The 16,482-nt window shown below is 68.9% G+C and carries 14 protein-coding genes and 1 pseudogene; 6 read left to right on the top strand and 9 right to left on the bottom strand.

The features are described 5' to 3' along the window. Together BN13_RS03815 and BN13_RS03810 are read right to left on the bottom strand one after the other, a co-directional pair. Window positions 1-975 (bottom strand): S1 family peptidase (locus tag BN13_RS03815; RefSeq protein ID WP_048544566.1); only part of this gene is annotated, 975 nt, incomplete at its 3' end. A 90-nt stretch (window positions 976-1,065) separates the two neighbouring features. After that, complete coding sequence (locus tag BN13_RS03810) at window positions 1,066-2,544, bottom strand: hypothetical protein (RefSeq protein WP_157038416.1); 1,479 nt, start codon at window positions 2,542-2,544, stop codon at window positions 1,066-1,068. Window positions 2,545-2,707: 163 nt separating this feature from the next. Between BN13_RS03810 and BN13_RS20870 the strand changes: the two are divergent. Beyond that, window positions 2,708-3,730 (top strand): annotated as a pseudogene (locus BN13_RS20870) (AfsR/SARP family transcriptional regulator); the annotation flags it as partial. A gap of 284 nt (window positions 3,731-4,014) precedes the next feature. After that, entirely contained in the window at window positions 4,015-5,667 is a 1,653-nt protein-coding gene (locus tag BN13_RS20550; RefSeq protein ID WP_268806950.1) for an ATP-binding protein, read from the top strand. Between the two features lie 36 nt (window positions 5,668-5,703). Here BN13_RS20550 and BN13_RS03800 read toward each other — a convergent pair whose 3' ends face one another. Beyond that, window positions 5,704-6,735: a hemolysin family protein gene (locus BN13_RS03800; protein WP_048544560.1), complete on the bottom strand. Its 1,032-nt coding sequence runs from the start codon at window positions 6,733-6,735 to the stop codon at window positions 5,704-5,706. Continuing rightward, complete coding sequence (locus BN13_RS03795) at window positions 6,732-8,063, bottom strand: hemolysin family protein (RefSeq protein ID WP_048544558.1); 1,332 nt, start codon at window positions 8,061-8,063, stop codon at window positions 6,732-6,734. Before BN13_RS03795 ends, BN13_RS03800 begins: the two co-directional genes overlap by 4 nt. A gap of 70 nt (window positions 8,064-8,133) precedes the next feature. On the opposite strand from BN13_RS03795, the gene BN13_RS03790 reads away from it, so the two are divergent. The 4 genes from BN13_RS03790 to BN13_RS03775 all read left to right on the top strand — a co-directional run bounded on the left by BN13_RS03790 (window position 8,134) and on the right by BN13_RS03775 (window position 14,213). Then, window positions 8,134-9,117, top strand: a complete 984-nt coding sequence (locus BN13_RS03790) for an ABC transporter ATP-binding protein (protein WP_048544556.1) — start codon at window positions 8,134-8,136, stop codon at window positions 9,115-9,117. Beyond that, window positions 9,114-9,950: an ABC-2 transporter permease gene (locus BN13_RS03785; protein WP_048544552.1), complete on the top strand. Its 837-nt coding sequence runs from the start codon at window positions 9,114-9,116 to the stop codon at window positions 9,948-9,950. Before BN13_RS03790 ends, BN13_RS03785 begins: the two co-directional genes overlap by 4 nt. Window positions 9,951-10,092: 142 nt before the next feature. Continuing rightward, on the top strand, window positions 10,093-13,974 hold the full coding sequence (locus BN13_RS03780) for a multifunctional oxoglutarate decarboxylase/oxoglutarate dehydrogenase thiamine pyrophosphate-binding subunit/dihydrolipoyllysine-residue succinyltransferase subunit (RefSeq protein WP_048544551.1): 3,882 nt from the start codon (window positions 10,093-10,095) through the stop codon (window positions 13,972-13,974). Next, entirely contained in the window at window positions 13,974-14,213 is a 240-nt protein-coding gene (locus BN13_RS03775) for a DUF6104 family protein (protein ID WP_048544549.1), read from the top strand. Before BN13_RS03780 ends, BN13_RS03775 begins: the two co-directional genes overlap by 1 nt. Before the next feature lie 7 nt (window positions 14,214-14,220). On the opposite strand, the gene BN13_RS19135 is transcribed toward BN13_RS03775, so the two are convergent. From BN13_RS19135 to BN13_RS03755, 5 genes are all read right to left on the bottom strand, one after another. Beyond that, window positions 14,221-14,379: a hypothetical protein gene (locus tag BN13_RS19135; RefSeq protein WP_157038415.1), complete on the bottom strand. Its 159-nt coding sequence runs from the start codon at window positions 14,377-14,379 to the stop codon at window positions 14,221-14,223. Continuing rightward, on the bottom strand, window positions 14,376-14,855 hold the full coding sequence (locus tag BN13_RS03770; RefSeq protein WP_157038414.1) for a hypothetical protein: 480 nt from the start codon (window positions 14,853-14,855) through the stop codon (window positions 14,376-14,378). The genes BN13_RS19135 and BN13_RS03770 overlap by 4 nt, the downstream gene beginning before the upstream one ends. 300 nt (window positions 14,856-15,155) lie before the next feature. After that, entirely contained in the window at window positions 15,156-15,737 is a 582-nt protein-coding gene (locus tag BN13_RS03765; RefSeq protein ID WP_048544546.1) for an arsenate reductase/protein-tyrosine-phosphatase family protein, read from the bottom strand. Next, a complete protein-coding gene (locus BN13_RS03760) occupies window positions 15,734-16,030 on the bottom strand; it encodes a PqqD family protein (protein ID WP_048544544.1) in 297 nt (98 codons plus the stop codon). The genes BN13_RS03765 and BN13_RS03760 overlap by 4 nt, the downstream gene beginning before the upstream one ends. Then, window positions 16,027-16,461 (bottom strand): SGNH hydrolase domain-containing protein, encoded by a 435-nt coding sequence (locus tag BN13_RS03755; RefSeq protein ID WP_048544542.1) that lies wholly within the window; start codon window positions 16,459-16,461, stop codon window positions 16,027-16,029. The genes BN13_RS03760 and BN13_RS03755 overlap by 4 nt, the downstream gene beginning before the upstream one ends. Window positions 16,462-16,482: the final 21 nt, after the last annotated feature.

Here is a 16,482-nt window from a genome sequence, read left to right as displayed (position 1 = left end):
CTGCCCCGTCGCCGCCTGCCCCGTCGCCGACTGTCCCGTCGCCGCCTGTCCCGTCGCCGCCTGTCCCGTCGCCGAACCGGCATCTGCTGGGGTGTCGGGTCCGGCTGGGGGCACGGTCGCAGGCTGGACTACCCCATTGCTCGCGAGGAAGTCACGCAGGGTCTTGGCGTCGGTGACGAAGTTGAACGGCTGGCTCTCGCCGGTGATTCCGAACGAGTTGATGCCGATGACGTTGCCGACGTCGTTGACCGTCGGGCCACCGGACATCCCGGCGCTCACCGCCGCGTCGATCTCGGTCGACGGCACCCCGTGGGAGCTGTACTGGCGCGAGCTCACCGAGCCACTCTTGTGCGAGGGGCTCTGACGCTGGAAATCGGAGACCGCCCTGACGCTGCCGGGGAAGCCGATCGAAGTGATGCCCTCACCCGTCTCGGGGGTGCCCTCGGCAATCTGGAGGGCCGGGGTTCCGGTCAGGTCCGCCACGCGCAGCAGGGCGTTGTCCCCGTCCTCGAACGCCTGCGCGGCAACGAGTTGAGCAGTGAGGTAGGTGCCTCCGGCGAACGGCCCGCCCGAGACGGACGTGGTCTGCCCGACGGTGACTTTCGGCGCCTCGATCTCGACGTCCCAGTCGGTCTTGCTGGCCTTGATGTCGTAGTCGTTCTCCTTGATGACGGCGGCGACGAGGTCGAGCTCGAGCTCCTTGTCCTGCGTGACGCAGTGGCCGGCGGTGGCGATGTCGCCGGTCGTGCTGACGAACCAGCCGGTGCAGAAGGACTGGACGGAAGCGTGCTTGTCCTCGGTGGTGCCATCCGTGAACGGGACCGTGACGGTGCCGTCCCAGGTGACGGCGACCCACACGATGGACTTGTCGAGGTCGGCCGGGCGGTATTGCAGCGTGTCGGCGTTGGCGGTGCCCCCGCCCAGGCCGAGAGCAAGCAGCGCGGCGGTGGCGGTGGTGGCGAACAAGCGGTTCATGATCTTTCCTCTCCTTGGCCCCGGTGTTGGGGTGATGAGGAAAGATTCCGGCGTGCTACTTAAGGCCCACTTAGCGGCGGCTTAAGGCCGTCAACGCGCAACCCAGCGGCTGAACGCGCGAGTGCGCACCACCATCAGGAAGTCACCGTCAGCGAGCTTCTTGGACGAGCCCGCGAACCCACGTCGATCGACGCACGAGGGTCCGGCCGGCGGGGCTCCGGCAGCCGTGCACGTGGGCACTTTGGCATAGGTCGCGGTGCCTTCTCCCCGCCGCCAAATCTCTGTCGTCGCAATGGTTTTGCCGGCTACCAGAGACTTGTCGAAGCGCAATTTCAGGATCGCCGGCGCGGTGGCAGTCGCCGCGAGACCGCTCTGGCGCACCCATACCGGCCGCCCACGCGCGCCCGAGATGGACGCCTCGTTGACTTCCTGGATCGAGAGGGCGGCGCCGCCGGGATCCCCGGCCGGAACGGTCACCGAGGCGACTTGCGTGTCCGCGACCGTGGCCACCGGTGCGCAGCCATAGCTCGCGGTCGTGCAGGCGCCCTTGGCGTATGTGCGGCCGGCGGCCACCTGGACCTTGGTCACCAGCCCGTCCGGCATCGACAGCGTCCCGCTGTCGACCTGCACCGCCCCGGCGCCGACCTGCGAGTAGGTCCCGATGACGACGCTGGTGCCCGTGCCGGCGGTCTTGCGGATCAGCCCGCCGTTGACGATCGCCGACAGGGTCGTTTGGCCGTAGTCGGTGCGCCCCTCGTACCACCCGCCGTCATTGGCGATCAACAGTTGCCCGACGCCCGTCGACGCCTTGGGGATCAGCGACAGAGACGTGCCGCGGTCCGCCGCGACATAACCCGCGGTCCCGCTCAGGAGCAGGGTCCCACTGACCTCCAACCGGTACTGGTCCATGAGGTTGACCCCGACCGAATTTCCGTTCACATCGAGCACTCCGGTGTCGAGGACACGCATCGTGCCGGGCACTCCGCTCACGGGACCCGAGCAGGCGTTCGTCGTCCCCTCCGCGAACATGGCGCAGCGACGGGTCACCATCGTGCTGGCTCCGGTGAGCGTCGAGGTCCACGTGAGCAGGCCGCCCACCTCGAAGCGGCCGCTCCCGCCGATGGTCCCGGAGTTGTGGATCGTTGACCCCGCTCGGAAGGTCGACGGCCGGGTCGACTGGTCCCCGAGGCCGAACAGGATCGAGCCGGTCGCGAGATTGAGCGTCGTCCCCTCGGCGACGTCGACGGCCTGAACCCAGGCCCAGTCCGTCATCGTCACCGGCCCGTGCGCGTCAATGCAGACGTATGCGGTGTTCTGGTCCGAGACGCTGATCCCCGGCGCGTGGCCCCCGGACCAGTTGGCCGCGTCCTCCCAGGTGGTCCCATCTCCCCCACCGGTCCACGCGTTGACCGTCATGCCCGTGAGCCCGCAGTAGCCGGCTCGGTTGGCCCCGGCCACCCCCGCTCCGGCCATCCCCGCCATCCCGGTCGCCCCCGCCTGGCCCCCCGCTCCGAGAAGGACCGTCGCGGCCGCCGCCAATGTGAGTACCCGTCGGACCGCTCTGCGCACCGTGTCCACCTTGACCTCCCAGTTCCCGGCTGATCCGGAGCCTAGAGTCCACTCCTGCGCGAGGGAAGGGGCAATAGGGTTCGGCGCATGAGGGTGACGCTGCTGGGTCCGGTCACGGCGACCGCCGCGGCCGGCCCGCTCGCCCTCGGCGGACCCCCGCCAGCGGGCAGTCCTGGCCATGCTCGCCTTGGCTGCGCCCCGCCTCGTCACGGTCGACGCGCTCATCGAGGGCATCTGGGGTGGCGCCGAACCGGCCAATCCGGGCGCAACCTTGCAGGTCTTCGTCCACAACCTGCGCAAGGCCCTCAGGGGTGGCGGGGGTGACGGACTCCTGCGCTACCAGGCACCCGGCTACGTATTGGACGCCTCGGTGGAGGTGGACGTTCGTGACTTCCGGGCGGCACAGCACGCCGCTCGGGACGCCCGGCATCGCGGCGACGATGCGGGCGCGCTCGCGGCATACGACAACGCCTTGAGCCTGTGGACGGGGCCGGCGCTCGCGGACGTGCGCGACCTGCCCTTCGCCACGCTGGAGGCCGCCCACCTGGAACAGGAACGGCTGCTGACCGTGGAGGAGCGCATCGATGTCGCGCTCGCGCTCGGCCGCCATGCGCAGGAGGTGGCCGAGCTGGGTGAGTTGGTCCGCACGCACCCGACCCGCGAACGCCTCTGCGGCCAACTGATGACGGCCCTGTATCGGTGTGACCGGCAGGCCGACGCGCTGCAGGCGTACGCGCAGGCGCGGGAGCGGTTGGCCGAGGAACTCGGCATCGATCCTGGGGAGGCATTGAGGCAACTGGAGCTCGGCATCCTGCGGCAGGACCCCGCGCTCGCCGCCCCGGCGATCGCCGCCACGCCAGCGCCGGCGATGACGGGCCTGACGACCCCGCCTCCCGAGGAGAGCGCACGGGCGCGTCCGGCGCCACCCACCGCGCCGCGGGCGCGGGGCCGGATTCCCCGGCCGCCGACGCGCACCATCGGACGCGAAGCTCTGGTCGAGCACGTCGTTGCCGTGCTGAGCCGGCCCGACGTCTCCGTCGCCAGCCTGATCGGCCTGGGTGGGACGGGCAAGTCCCGCATCGCCATGGTCGCGGCCGAGTCGGCCCGCGCCCGAGCGCTTTTCGATGCGGTGTACTTCGTCGAGGTCACCGAGGCGACCGAGGCGAATCAACTCTTCCGCGAGATCGCCCTGCTCTTCGGCGCCGACGACGGGCCCGACGCCCTGGCCTCCCTCGGCAACGCCACCGGCATCACCTCGGGTCTGCTCGTCCTGGACAATCTCGAGTCCTTACCTGCCGGGGCCGACTTCGTCGTCGCGCTGACCACCGCGGCGCCCTACCTCACCGTCCTCGTCACCAGCAGACTTGGCCTCCGACTCAACCGTGAGCACGAAATTCCCGTTCCACCCCTCGATGTGCCGGAGCCGGCCGCAGAGCCGTCGGCCCCGCGATCCACACCGCGGCCGCCGAATTGTTCGTCGAAAGGGTCCAGGCGAGCGCCCCGACCCTCACTCTGGCGGGCCACGAGGAGCAGGTATGCCGCGTGGTCCGCCTCCTCGACGGCGTCCCCCTCGCGCTGGAGTTGGCAGCCGCCCGCGTGCGTCTGCTCGGACTCACCGGAGTCGAGGACGGATTGCGGGCGGGCCTGGACATCTTGTCCTCGACCGCGCCGGACCTCCCGGCGCGCCAGCGCACCATCTCCGGGACGATCGAGTGGAGCTACTCCCGACTCTCCGACGACGCCCGTCGGCTCTGTCACCGGGTAGCGCTCTTCGAGCGTGGGTTCACCATCGAGGCGGTGGAGGCGATCGCCTCGGACCTGCCGAATGTCCTCGAACTCCTGGGTGAGTTGCTCGATGCGCGGCTCATCCGCTCGGTCGCCGCGAGGGTCGGGATCCGATTCGTCGCGCTGGGAACTGTGCGCACCTTCGCGGCCGCCCGACTTGCGGGCGAGCCGCACCTCGCCGAACACCGCCGCCACCTCGCCCGTCACCTGTTGGCCCAGACCCGCACCCTCGCCGACTGTGGACCGACCGCGGCCGTCGACATCGCCCGGTTCGATGAGAACGCCGCCGACATCGAAGCGGCCATCCGGGCGGCCCGTGAGCGCGGCGAGGTCTCGCTGGCCACCGACCTGGTCGTCGCATCCACGCCCTGGTGGCTGGCCTCCGGGCGGGCTCGCGAGGGCCGAGACCTCAGCCATGACGTCCGCACCCTCGTCGGCGACGGTGGACCGGTCGAGCTGGCCCTGCGGCTGGCGAGCGCGCAGCTGGCCTATCACCTGACCGACTGGCCCAGCGCCATCAGCCATGCGACCGCGGCCCGGGACCTCGCCATCGCCACCGGGGACCGTGCCGCCGAGGCGACCGCCGCGTGCTACCTGGGCGCGGCCCTGGTGGTCACCGGCTCGCCCGAACGCGGTCAGGAACTCGCGCGCGCGGCATACGACCTGGCCAGTGACCTGGCGCTCTATCCGATCACGGCGGTCGCGCTCAGCGCGCAGGCGATCGCGTGCGCGATCAGGGGGGACTTCGACGGCGAACGCCGCCATTACGAGCGCCGGTTGGCGGTCGTGCGTGCCCGCCAGGACAACGCCCGGACCGCCGACACCCTGAACACCCTGGCCGAGATCGCCCTGGACGCCGACGACCCCACCGGCGCATACGACCTGGCCGGCGCCGCGCGTGACCTGGCGGGAGTCGCCTTCCCGCCCGAGGCACGGGACGCGACGATCACCCTGGCTCGGGCCGCGCTCCTCCTCGGTCGTCCGGCCGAGGCCGCCGACCTCTTGCAGACCGGCCTGACGCAGGCCGAGCGGTCGGGCCAGTCCCTCGCCCTGGCCCAATGCATCCGCGTGGGCGCCGGGCTGGCCACCATCTCCGGGCAGGCCGCAGTCGCCGTCCGTCTGTTTGCCGCGGCCCAGGAGGTCAGCGCCTCCCCGAACGGCACCACCATCCCGGTCGAGAGCGACTTCGCCACCCAACTCGCCCACGCCCGGGACGAGCTAGGGCAGACGGCGGCTCGCCAGGCGTGGCTCCTCGGGGAGATCGCCGGGCTGCCCGAGACCAAGCGCTCGGTGATGGCCGTGATCGCCTCCCATCGCGACACGCTGTCGACCCGCTGAGCTGCTGGCGTGCCCGCGCGCGGCCCCGGGCCACGCCTACCGCTGCGAGGCGTCCTGGACCTCGCCCACCAACTGCTCCAGCACGTCTTCGAGGAAGACGACTCCCCGCACGACCCCTTCGGCGTCGACCACCCGGGCCACATGCGATCCGGTGCGCTGCATGGTGGTCAGGACGTCCTCCACCTCGTCGGTTCGGGCGACGGTCGCGAGCCGCCGGATCCGCTTGGCCGGGACGGGCTCACTGCGCTGGGCCTCATCGGCATACAAGATGTCCTTGAGGTGGAGATAGCCGATCAGCTCCCCCGACGCGTTGGTGACGGGGTAGCGCGAGAACCCGTGCCGGGCCACCAGCCGCTCGATCTGCTCCGGCGTCGCGTCCTGACCCACCGTCACCAGATTGCGCAGCGCGATGCCGACCTCGCCGGCGCTCTTGTCGCTGAACTCCAGGGCCGCTCCGACGAGGCCGTATTGCTCCTCCTCCACCAGGCCCTCCCGGTGGGACTCGGCGACGATGTGCGAGACCTCTTCGGCGGTGAAGGCGCTCGACACCTCGTCCTTAGGCTCGATCCCGAGACGACGCACGACGAACTTCGCGGCCCCCTCCATGATCGAGATAAACGGCCGCAGCACCCGCGTCAGCCAATACAGCGGCGGGACCAGCACCAGCGCCGCGCGCTCGGGCGCGGAGATCGAGAGGTTCTTGGGGATCATCTCGCCGACCACGACGTGCAGATAGACCACGATCAGCAGCGCCAGCGCCAACGCCAAAGCGCTGGTGACCCGCTCGTCGAAGCCGAAGCGTTCCATCGGCCCCTCCAACACGTGGTGCAGCGCTGCCTCCGAGACCGCACCGAGCAGGACCGAGCACAAGGTGATGCCAAGTTGGGCGCAGGCCAACACCGACCCCATGTGCTCGCTCGCCTGCAAACACGTCGCCGCGCGTCGGCTGCCGCCGGCCGCCAGCGGCTCCAACTGGCTGCGTCGCGCCGCCATCGCGGCGAACTCCGCGCCGACGAAGAACGCATTGAGCAGCAACAACAGCACGGTGATCCAAAGGCTGAGGTTCATTCGCCGCCCTCGCCCGCTTTGTCGGCGGCCGGCTCGATGGCCGTCAGCCGCAGCCGGTCGACCCGGCGGCCCTCCATGTCAGCCACGCTCAGCCGCCACCCCGGGATCTCATCGATCTCGTCCCCGACCTGGGGCACCCGGCCGAGGACCGCCATGACATACCCACCCACGGTCTCGTATGCCGGGCCGTCCGGCAGCGGGGCCCCGATCCGCGTGCGCACCTCATCCGGGCGCCACAGACCCGGGATCGTCCACGACCCGTCGAACAGTCGGCGACCCGTTGTCTGGCCACGGTCGTGCTCGTCGCCGACATCCCCGACGATCTCCTCAACGACGTCCTCCAGCGTGACCACCCCGGAGGTGCCGCCGTATTCATCGACGACGACCGCGAACTGAAGACCCGACGCACGCAAGTTGGCCAGCAGCGGGTCGAGCCGAACGGTTTCGGGCACGATCACCGGGTCGACCATCAGCGCCGAGGCCGGCACCGCCGCGCGCCGCTCGTAGGGCACAGAGATCGCCGCCTTCACGTGCACGATTCCGTCGATGTCGTCCCAGTCGGTGCCCAGCACCGGGAACCGCGAGTGCCCCGTCGAGCGCGCCAAGGCCACGATCTCGGTGGCGGTGGTGGTGCGCTCCACACTCACGGCGCGCGAGCGCGGGGTCATGACATCGGCGGCGCTCTGCGCCCCAAACCCCAGTGAGGCGGTCACCAACCGCGCCGTGCCTGCGTCCAGCGTCCCGGCAGCCACCGACGTGCGGACCAGCGACGCGAGCTCCTGCGGAGTTCGCGCGGCCGAGAGTTCCTCCTGCGGCTCGATCCCGATGGCGCGCAGGATCGCGTTCGCCGAACCATTGAGTATGGCGATCAGCGGCTTGGCGACGATCGCGAACACCCGCACGGGGCCGGCAACGATCTTGGCCACCCGCAGCGGCGCGCTGATTCCGAGGAACTGCGGGACGAGTTCTCCGACGATCATCGAGAAGAGCGTCGCGATCACGAGCGCCACCAAGGACGCTGTGGTGCTCGCGGCTCCCTCCGCGAGCCCCGCCGAGAGGAGCGGCCCCTCGATCAGCGCCCCGAGGCTGGGCTCGGCGATGAATCCGAGGATCAGCGTGGTCAAGGTGATGCCGACCTGGGCGGAGGAGAGCTGCGTCGACAGACCGCGCAACGACGCCAACACCGTGCCGGCGCGCACATCCCCTTGGTCGACAGCGCGCTGGACCGACGGGCGGTCAAGGGCAACGAGGGAGAACTCGGCGGCGACGAAGACGGCGGTCCCCAAGGTGAGCACGACGGCGAGGACAACCAGGAGCCACTCGGTCATAGTGGCGTGAGTCTACGGGCGCGGCCTGATCTAATGGCAGAAGCCCACGAAGCCATTGGAGAGGAAGCGGATGACCACCGCCCCGCCGGCACCACCATCACAGATCGAGTTCCACAACCTATCCAAACGGTTCGGCGACTTCACCGCCGTTCGCGACCTCACCTTCACCGTCGAGCCCGGTCGGGTCACCGGCTTCCTCGGGCCGAATGGCGCGGGCAAGACCACGACTTTGCGTATGCTACTCGGCTTGATCCGCCCGTCCGAGGGCACCGCGACGATCGGCGGACGGCAGTATGGTGCCATCGCCAACCCGCTGCGGGTCGTCGGCTCGGCCCTGGAGGCCACCAACTTTCACCCGGGCCGCTCCGGCCGCGACCACCTGCGCGTCCTGGCCGCCGCCGCGGAGATCCCGGATAAGCGGGTCGATGAGATGCTCGAACTCGTCGCCATCCCGGCCGCCGCGCGCAAGCGCGCCGGCGGCTACTCGATGGGTATGCGGCAGCGCCTCGGCCTCGCCGCGGCCCTCCTGGGCGACCCCCAGGTCTTGGTCCTGGACGAGCCCGCCAACGGCTTGGACCCCGAGGGCATCCGGTGGTTGCGCGGATTCCTGCGCGGCCTCGCGGCGGACGGCCGCACCATACTCGTCTCGAGTCACATGCTCAGCGAGGTCGAGCAGACCGTGGACGACGTGGTCATCATCAGCAACGGCCAACTCGTGAAGTCGGGGACGATGGCCGATCTGCATGGTCCGAGTTCGGCGCTCGTGCGCACCTCGGACCCGAGCCGGCTCGCCGGTGCCCTGCGGGTCGCCGATGTGACCTCGCACGCGACCCCCGACGGCGCGCTCCTGGTCGAGACCGACGACCTGCGCTTGGTCGGTGACGTCGCGCTGCGGGCCGGCGTGCCGATCTGGCAGCTGCAAGCACAGGTGAGTGATCTCGAAGACATGTTCTTCCGGTTAACCGAGGGCCAGAACCGCAATCTGGGGGATGCCACAACGGCACCACGCGCAGGCGACGCCATCATGGGGCGCGACGGGGGGAACGAGAAGTGATCGGCGCTATCCGTTCCGAGATTCGCAAGGTCTTCACGACCCGTCTCTGGTGGGGCATGGCCTTGGGTATGTCCGTGCTGGCCGCCCTCATCGCGATGGGCTTCGCCGCCCTGCTCGGCAACGCCGACATGGATGGCGGTGAGGGACAAGGCAATCCGTTTGCGCGGCTCACGGTCGGCACGGCCCAGATGATCTACAACGCCGGCATCATCCAGCAGATGACCATCCTGTTCCCGCTGGCGATGGGCGTGCTGCTGATCACCGGCGAGTACCGCCACAAGACCATCACGGCGACCTTCCTCTCGACCCCGAACCGGTGGGTCGTGATGGTGTCCAAATTGGTCGCCGTCGCGGTGACCGGAGCCGTGTATGCCGTGCTGCACGCCGCCGCGAGCCTCGCCGGCGCGGTGCCCATCATCAAGTTCGTCAAGCACCAGCCGACAATGCTCAACGAGCCCAAGGTGTGGCAGTCGCTTGGCATCGGCATCATCGCCTTCATCATCTGGATGCTCTTGGGCTTCAGCGTCGGGATGCTCATCCGCAACCAGATCGCTGCCGTGCTGCTCGCGGTCGGGGCGACCTTCGTGATCCAAATCGCGCTGTCGATCATCTTCACGGTCAAGGAGTGGTACTCCGCGATGAAGTGGATCCCCGGCCAACTCACCACCAATATGGTCATCACGAGCAATCCCCTCGCTGGTCAGAGCGTCGATCCGAAGAGCGCTGCGCAGTACTTCGACCACTGGTGGCAAGCAGCCATCGTGCTGATCGTCTACGCCGCGGTCCTTTCGGTCACGGGCGCGTTCCTGACCACGCGCCGCGACGTCACCTGATGACACACCCCGACCACCTCGCGACCAGCCGAGGCCGGTGCCTCAAGGGGCGGACCGGCAGGAGGGTCGCGAGGTGAATCGGGGTACCCTTGAAGTTCCCCGTGTATCCGTCGACGACGACGAATGAAAGAGGCATCCGGCAGTGGCTGAGCCCCAGAACCCCGGTGATCAGAACGCGGCCTTCGGGCCCAACGACTGGCTCGTAGACGAGTTGTACGAGAGCTACCTCAAGGACCGCAACTCGGTTGATCGCGCCTGGTGGGAGTTCTTCTCGACCTACCGTCCCGCCGACAACGGGGGAACCCCGTCGTCCAATGGCGCACCACCGGCGCCCGCCCCGGCGAAGGCACCAACCGCGTCAGCCCCGCCGCCCGCCCCGGCCCCGGCGAAGGCACCAACCGCGTCGGTCCCGGCGCCCGCCGCCGCGGCTCCGGCAGCCCCCGCCGCGTCGGCTCCACCGGACCCGGCACCCGCCGCACCCGCACCCGCACCCGCACCAGCACCAGCAACGGCGGCACCCACCTCCCGGGCAGCCGATGCGGCCAAGCATGCCGCCCCCAAGACGGCACCCAAGCCGCGCGAGGCCCTGAACTCCCCGGCCGCCGAGTCCACCCAGGGCCCGGAAATCAGCCCGCTGCGTGGTGCGCCGGCGCGTGTCGTGACCAATATGGAGTCCTCGCTAGAGGTCCCCACCGCCACCAGCGTCCGCAGCCTCCCGGCGAAGCTGCTGATCGACAACCGCGTCGTCATCAACAACCACCTCGCCCGCTCCCGCGGCGGCAAGGTGTCGTTCACGCACCTCATCGGCTTCGCCCTCGTCCGGGCCCTAGCTAAGATGCCGGAGCTCAACTACAGCTTCACCGAGGTCAACGGCAAGCCCGCCGTCAGCATGCCGGCGCATGTCAACCTGGGCATCGCGATCGACCTAGCCAAGAGCGATGGCACCCGGCAGCTGCTCGTTCCCAGCATCAAGGCCGCCGAGACGATGGACTTCGGCCGGTTCTGGGCGGCATACGAAGGCATCATCCGCAAGGCGCGGTCCAACTCCCTGGCGGTGGAGGACTTCCAGGGCACGACCATCAGCCTGACCAATCCGGGCACGATCGGCACGGTTCACTCCGTCCCCCGGCTCATGAAGGGCCAAGGCGCGATCATCGGCGTCGGCGCGCTGGAGTACCCCGCGGAGTGGCAGGGCGCCAGCACGACCATCATCAACAAGAACGGCGTGAGCAAGATCCTCACGCTGACCTCGACCTACGACCACCGGATCATCCAGGGCGCCCAGTCCGGTGACCTTCTGCGCGTCATCCACCAACTGCTGCTCGGCGACGACGGGTTCTATGACGACATCTTCGAGAGCCTGCGCATCCCCTATGAGCCGGTTCGGTGGATGCAGGACATCGACGCCTCGCACGACGACGACATCAACAAGGTCGCCCGCGTCCAGGAGCTGATCCACTCCTACCGCGTCCGGGGCCACCTCATGGCCGACACGGATCCGCTCGAATACCGTCAGCGGCGCCACCCCGATCTCGACGTCGCGAGCCACGACCTCACGCTGTGGGACCTCGACCGGCACTTCGCCACCGGCGGATTCGGCGGCCAGAAGTTCCTGCCGCTGCGTCGCATCCTCGGCATCCTGCGTGACTCCTACTGCCGCGGCATCGGCATTGAATACATGCACATCACCGATCCCGAGCAGCGCGAGTGGATCCAGCGCAAGGTCGAGGTCGGCTATGCCAAGATCTCGCGCGACGAGCAGCTGCGCATCCTGCGCCGCCTGAACGCTGCGGAGGCCTTCGAGACCTTCCTCCAGACGAAGTTCGTCGGGCAGAAGCGATTCTCTCTAGAGGGCGGCGAGTCCGTCATCGCGGTGCTCGACCGCATCCTCTCGCGGGCCGCCAACGACCGCCTTGAGGAAGTCTGCATCGGTATGCCGCACCGCGGCCGCCTCAATGTCCTCGCCAATATCGCCGGCAAGTCCCCCGGACAGATCTTCCGCGAGTTCGAGGGCCGCACCGACCCCCGCTCGGTCCAAGGCTCCGGAGACGTGAAGTACCACCTTGGCACCGAGGGCGTCTTCACCGCCGAGAATGGCGCGACCACGAAGGTCTACCTCGCGGCCAACCCGTCCCACCTGGAGGCCGTCAACCCGGTCCTGGAGGGCATCGCCCGCGCCAAGCAGGACCGGATCAACCTCGGCGGGGAGGACTTCACCGTCCTGCCCATCCTGCTGCACGGTGACGCGGCCTTCGCCGGCCAGGGCCTGGTCGCCGAGACCCTCAACCTCTCGCAACTGCGGGGCTATCGCACCGGCGGCACCGTGCACGTGATTATCAACAACCAGGTCGGTTTCACCACCGCGCCGAGCAGCTCGCGGTCCTCGCTCTACTGCACCGACATGGCCAAGATGATCCAGGCCCCGATCTTCCACGTGAACGGCGACGACCCGGAGGCGTGCGTCCGGGTGGCCGAGCTTGCCTACGAGTTCCGGCAGGCGTTCAACAAGGACGTCGTCATCGACATGGTGTGCTACCGGCGCCGCGGCCACAACGAGGGCGATGACCCGTCGATGACCCAGCCGTTGATGTACAACCTCATCGAGGCCAAGCGCAGCGTCCGCAAGCTCTACACCGAGGCGCTCATCGGTCGTGGCGACATCTCCCAGGACGAGGCCGAGGCGGCCCTGCGCGACTACCAGTCGCAGTTGGAGCGCGTCTTCGCCGACACCAAGGCGGCGCTGTCCCAGGGGGACGCACCCAGCGACCCGGCCGTGCGCGGCACGGACGTCGAGGGGCACTCCGGTCTGGAGCGGCCGACCGCTCAGAACGCCGACGCTCCCCGGCACAGCTCCAGCCAGACGGCCATCAGTGAAGACATGCTGCACCGCATCGGCGACGCCTTCACCGACCCGCCGCCCGGCTTCACCGTGCACCCCAAGCTCGCCCAGGCCATGGAGAAGCGCACCGCTGCGGTGCGCGAGGGCGGCATCGACTGGGGCTTCGGCGAGCTCATCGCGTTCGGGTCGCTGCTGATGGAAGGCACCCCCGTGCGCTTGGCCGGCCAGGACAGCCGACGCGGCACCTTCGTGCAGCGTCACGCGGTCTTGATCGACAAGGAGACGGCGGGCGAGTGGACGCCGCTGCGCTACCTCAGCGACGACCAGGCCAAGCTGTGGGTCTACGACTCGCTGCTGTCGGAGTATGCCGCGATGGGCTTCGAGTACGGCTACTCGGTCGAGCGCCCGGACGCCCTCGTTCTCTGGGAGGCCCAGTTCGGTGACTTCGCCAATGGTGCGCAAACCATCATCGATGAGTTCATCTCCTCCTCGGAGCAGAAGTGGGGGCAGCGCTCCTCCGTGGTTCTGCTCCTGCCGCACGGCTACGAAGGCCAGGGCCCGGACCACTCCAGTGCCCGGATCGAGCGCTTCCTGCAGTTGTGCGCCGAGGACAATATGACGGTCGCCTACCCCTCGACGCCGGCCAGCCACTTCCACCTGCTGCGGCGTCAGGCGTATGCCCGTCCCCGTCGCCCGCTGATCGTGTTCACGCCGAAGTCGATGCTGCGCCTGAAGGCCGCCTCGTCGATGCCGACCGACTTCACGACCGGATCGTTCGAGCCGGTGCTGGGCGACCGGATCACTCTCGACGCCAACGCCGTGGATCGCGTTCTGCTGGCCAGCGGCAAGGTCGTCTATGAGTTGGAGGCCGAGCGGGAGAAGCGCGGCGACCAGCGCACCGTGATTCTTCGCCTTGAGCAGCTGTACCCACTCGCGGGAGACGCCATCGCTCGCCACCTGGCGCACTACCCCAACGCCGAACTCGTGCACGTGCAGGACGAGCCCAAGAACCAGGGTGCCTACCCGTTCCTGGCGCTCAACCTGCCGGAGCTGCTCGCGGCGCACGGCTACACCAAGCCCCTGCGATCCGTCAGCCGCCCCGCCTCCGCGTCCCCGGCCTCGGGCTCGTCCAAGAAGCACGCGGCCGAGCAGGCCACCCTCCTGGCTGCGGCCTTCGATCGCTGATGTACTTCACCGATCGCGGCATTGAGGAACTGGAGGAGCGCCGAGGCGAGGAAGAGGTCAGCCTCGGCTGGATCGCCGACCAGTTGCGGTCCTTCGTGGACGAGCACCCGGAGTTCGAGGTGCCGATCGAGCGCCTGGCCGCCTGGCTCGCGCGCCTCGACGACCCGCTCGATGAGGATTTGCTCGACGACTCATCGTCGATCAAGGACCGCAGGAACGACCCGTTGAACGCCGGTTGACGACCCGTCAGCCGGCGTTCAGCACGTCCACATCACCGGGCGTCAGGGTCGCGGCCAACTGCCGATCGTTGCCGCCGCGCCCGACATTGTCCGTATGGAGCGCGCCCTCCCCTTGGGACCGCGGGAAGCTCAGCGCAAAGCCGCGGCAGGGCACCCGGCGCGTCACGACGCCGGCGCGGAGTGCCTGGACGTTGATCCAGATGTCGTCCGCGCGCGGACAGGTCTCGGTGAAGGAGTCCCCCGCTTCGTGCATCTGCCAGTGAGGCGTTGCGGGAACACCACGCCCGCGCCACCGGTGAGGAACACCCGAGGGCCGCTCTCGCCGACGTCGGCGCTGGGCCACTCGGCATACGGTGTGAGTTCTCCTGCGACGTCGAGGAGCACCCGCTTCGCGCGATAGCCGACGAACTCCCCCGGGTGCGCCCGACGGGCGGCAATGAGCGCGGCCAGCCACCCCTGCGGATACATGATGTCGTCGGCGGTGACGAGATCGAGGCCGTCCGCGGCATACGCCTCGATGTAGGCGGCGACGGTGATGGAGCCTTCCGGCTTCAGACCGGACAGCCGGTAGGCCTCATCGACGACGGGTGGAGACTGGGCGAGCGTTTGGTATTGCGTGGCCTTCGCACGGGTGAAGGCCATCTGCGCCTGACCCTCGCCGACATTGGAACTGGAGCCGGCAAACACAATCGCGCTGACTGCGCGGTGTATTCGCGGGGCTGAACGAATGACCAGAGCGACGCCAGGATGACGCCGGCGCTCGCCAGCGTGAGCATGCCGCGTCAGTGTTGGATGAGGGCACGCCCGACGACCCTGAAGTCGACGAGCGCAGACTGCCCTGGTTCATTTGCCACGCGCGAAACCCGATCCCATCTATCGCGAGCCACATTCGGCAAGTCCGGACGGGCCTCGCCAACCAGCAAATCTACGTGGGCTTCAGAGCTATTCCGACCGCGCCGCGTCGATCACCACGTCGAGCAGGGGCAGCATCGTCGCGCGCATGCCTTCGTATGCCGCGCGCCCCCGCCGGTAGGGGTCCTCGATGTCCGCGTCATCCGCGCCACCGCGATAGCGGGCCACCTGGGCGATCGCGGCTCGCCACGCGTCGGGATCCGCGCCGGGACGCAACCCGCGGCCAGCGAGGACGTTGGCGAACTCCCGGATGGTGAACGTCCGCTTGAAGGCGGCCGGCACCTCGACGAGGACCCGGCTCCGGTGCTCAGTCGTCGCCGTCAGGATCAGGTCGGCGGCACGGATCTGCGCGATCTCCAACGGCCCGGAGGCGTGCCCCGTGAGACGGTCACCGACCTCGGGGGCGATCTCGATGAGGTCCTGCGGGACCGTCAACCCCTCGAACCACCCTGTGCCCCCGCTGGCAACTTGGAAGGCGTCGGGCGCCTCCTGCTGCAGGTGATGGGCGAGGTAGTGGTGCGCCAACGCCGACCGGCAGATGTTGCCAGTGCACACGACCAAAATCGAGAGGGGTTTCGGTGAGACGTGCGGCTCCGCGAGGGGCTGGCTCATCGACCCGCTTCCTTGGCAGAGGGGACCAGCACGCCATACCGCGCGAGCACCTCGACGACACGGTCGACGTCGTGACGCAGGACATCCTCGGAGACGTCGAACATTTCCAGGAGGGTGTCGACGATCTCTTCCAGGCTGCGGCCAGAGGAGAGTTCCAGGATCATCGCGGCGCTGTCATCCAAGGCTAGAGGCTGATCCGCGGTGGGAGCCAGGATGGTCAGGCGGCCATCGACCCTCGTCGACAGCAAACCCGGGGCGGGACACCACGAGACGGAGCTGCGGGTGCTCGTCATGGTTGTCCCTCCTTCTCCAGTTCTTGACGCAAGACCGGTCCCAGCGCCGCGGCGAAGGCCGCCGTCACGTGCGTAGTGTCCGTAAGGGTCAGATAGTGCCCCACGGTCAGGGGGCAGGTCGACCCGGCGCACATCCACGTCCTCACGTCGATCATTGCCACACCCACCGCTTGGGCCGCAGCGTGCTCGGCTTTCACCTTGCGCTCGTACACCCTATCTATCTCCGTGGTGCATCCGCGCGCCTGGGTGATTCGATTCAGACACAGTCGAGGGTCGCGGATAGTCGGGGGGCTGCCGAGGACGATCGGAGCGGACCCGGCCTCCTTCAGCCTGGTCAACGTCGTGATCGTCCCGTCCCTCCAGGCGTCGTCGAGGTTGGGTGCGTCCAATTGCAGCGGGAACTCCCCGACGGCGCTCGACACCAGGACCACGTCGGGATCGGGAGTTCCTCA

This window comes from Nostocoides jenkinsii Ben 74, assembly GCF_001046875.1.
GTDB lineage: Bacteria > Actinomycetota > Actinomycetes > Actinomycetales > Dermatophilaceae > Nostocoides_A > Nostocoides_A jenkinsii.
The sequence above is the reverse complement of the archived record's forward strand: the minus strand, read 5'-3'. Positions and strand labels throughout refer to the sequence as shown.

What these genes read in the sequence shown, in the direction of transcription:
- BN13_RS03790 (WP_048544556.1), top strand. Translation starts at nt 8,134, where the DNA reads ATGACCACCGCCCCGCCGGCACCACCATCACAGATCGAGTTCCACAAC.
- BN13_RS03800 (WP_048544560.1), bottom strand. Translation starts at nt 6,735, where the DNA reads ATGAACCTCAGCCTTTGGATCACCGTGCTGTTGTTGCTGCTCAATGCG.
- BN13_RS03760 (WP_048544544.1), bottom strand. Translation starts at nt 16,030, where the DNA reads ATGACGAGCACCCGCAGCTCCGTCTCGTGGTGTCCCGCCCCGGGTTTG.
- BN13_RS03795 (WP_048544558.1), bottom strand. Translation starts at nt 8,063, where the DNA reads ATGACCGAGTGGCTCCTGGTTGTCCTCGCCGTCGTGCTCACCTTGGGG.
- BN13_RS03770 (WP_157038414.1), bottom strand. Translation starts at nt 14,855, where the DNA reads ATGGCCTTCACCCGTGCGAAGGCCACGCAATACCAAACGCTCGCCCAG.
- BN13_RS03765 (WP_048544546.1), bottom strand. Translation starts at nt 15,737, where the DNA reads ATGAGCCAGCCCCTCGCGGAGCCGCACGTCTCACCGAAACCCCTCTCG.
- BN13_RS03775 (WP_048544549.1), top strand. Translation starts at nt 13,974, where the DNA reads ATGTACTTCACCGATCGCGGCATTGAGGAACTGGAGGAGCGCCGAGGC.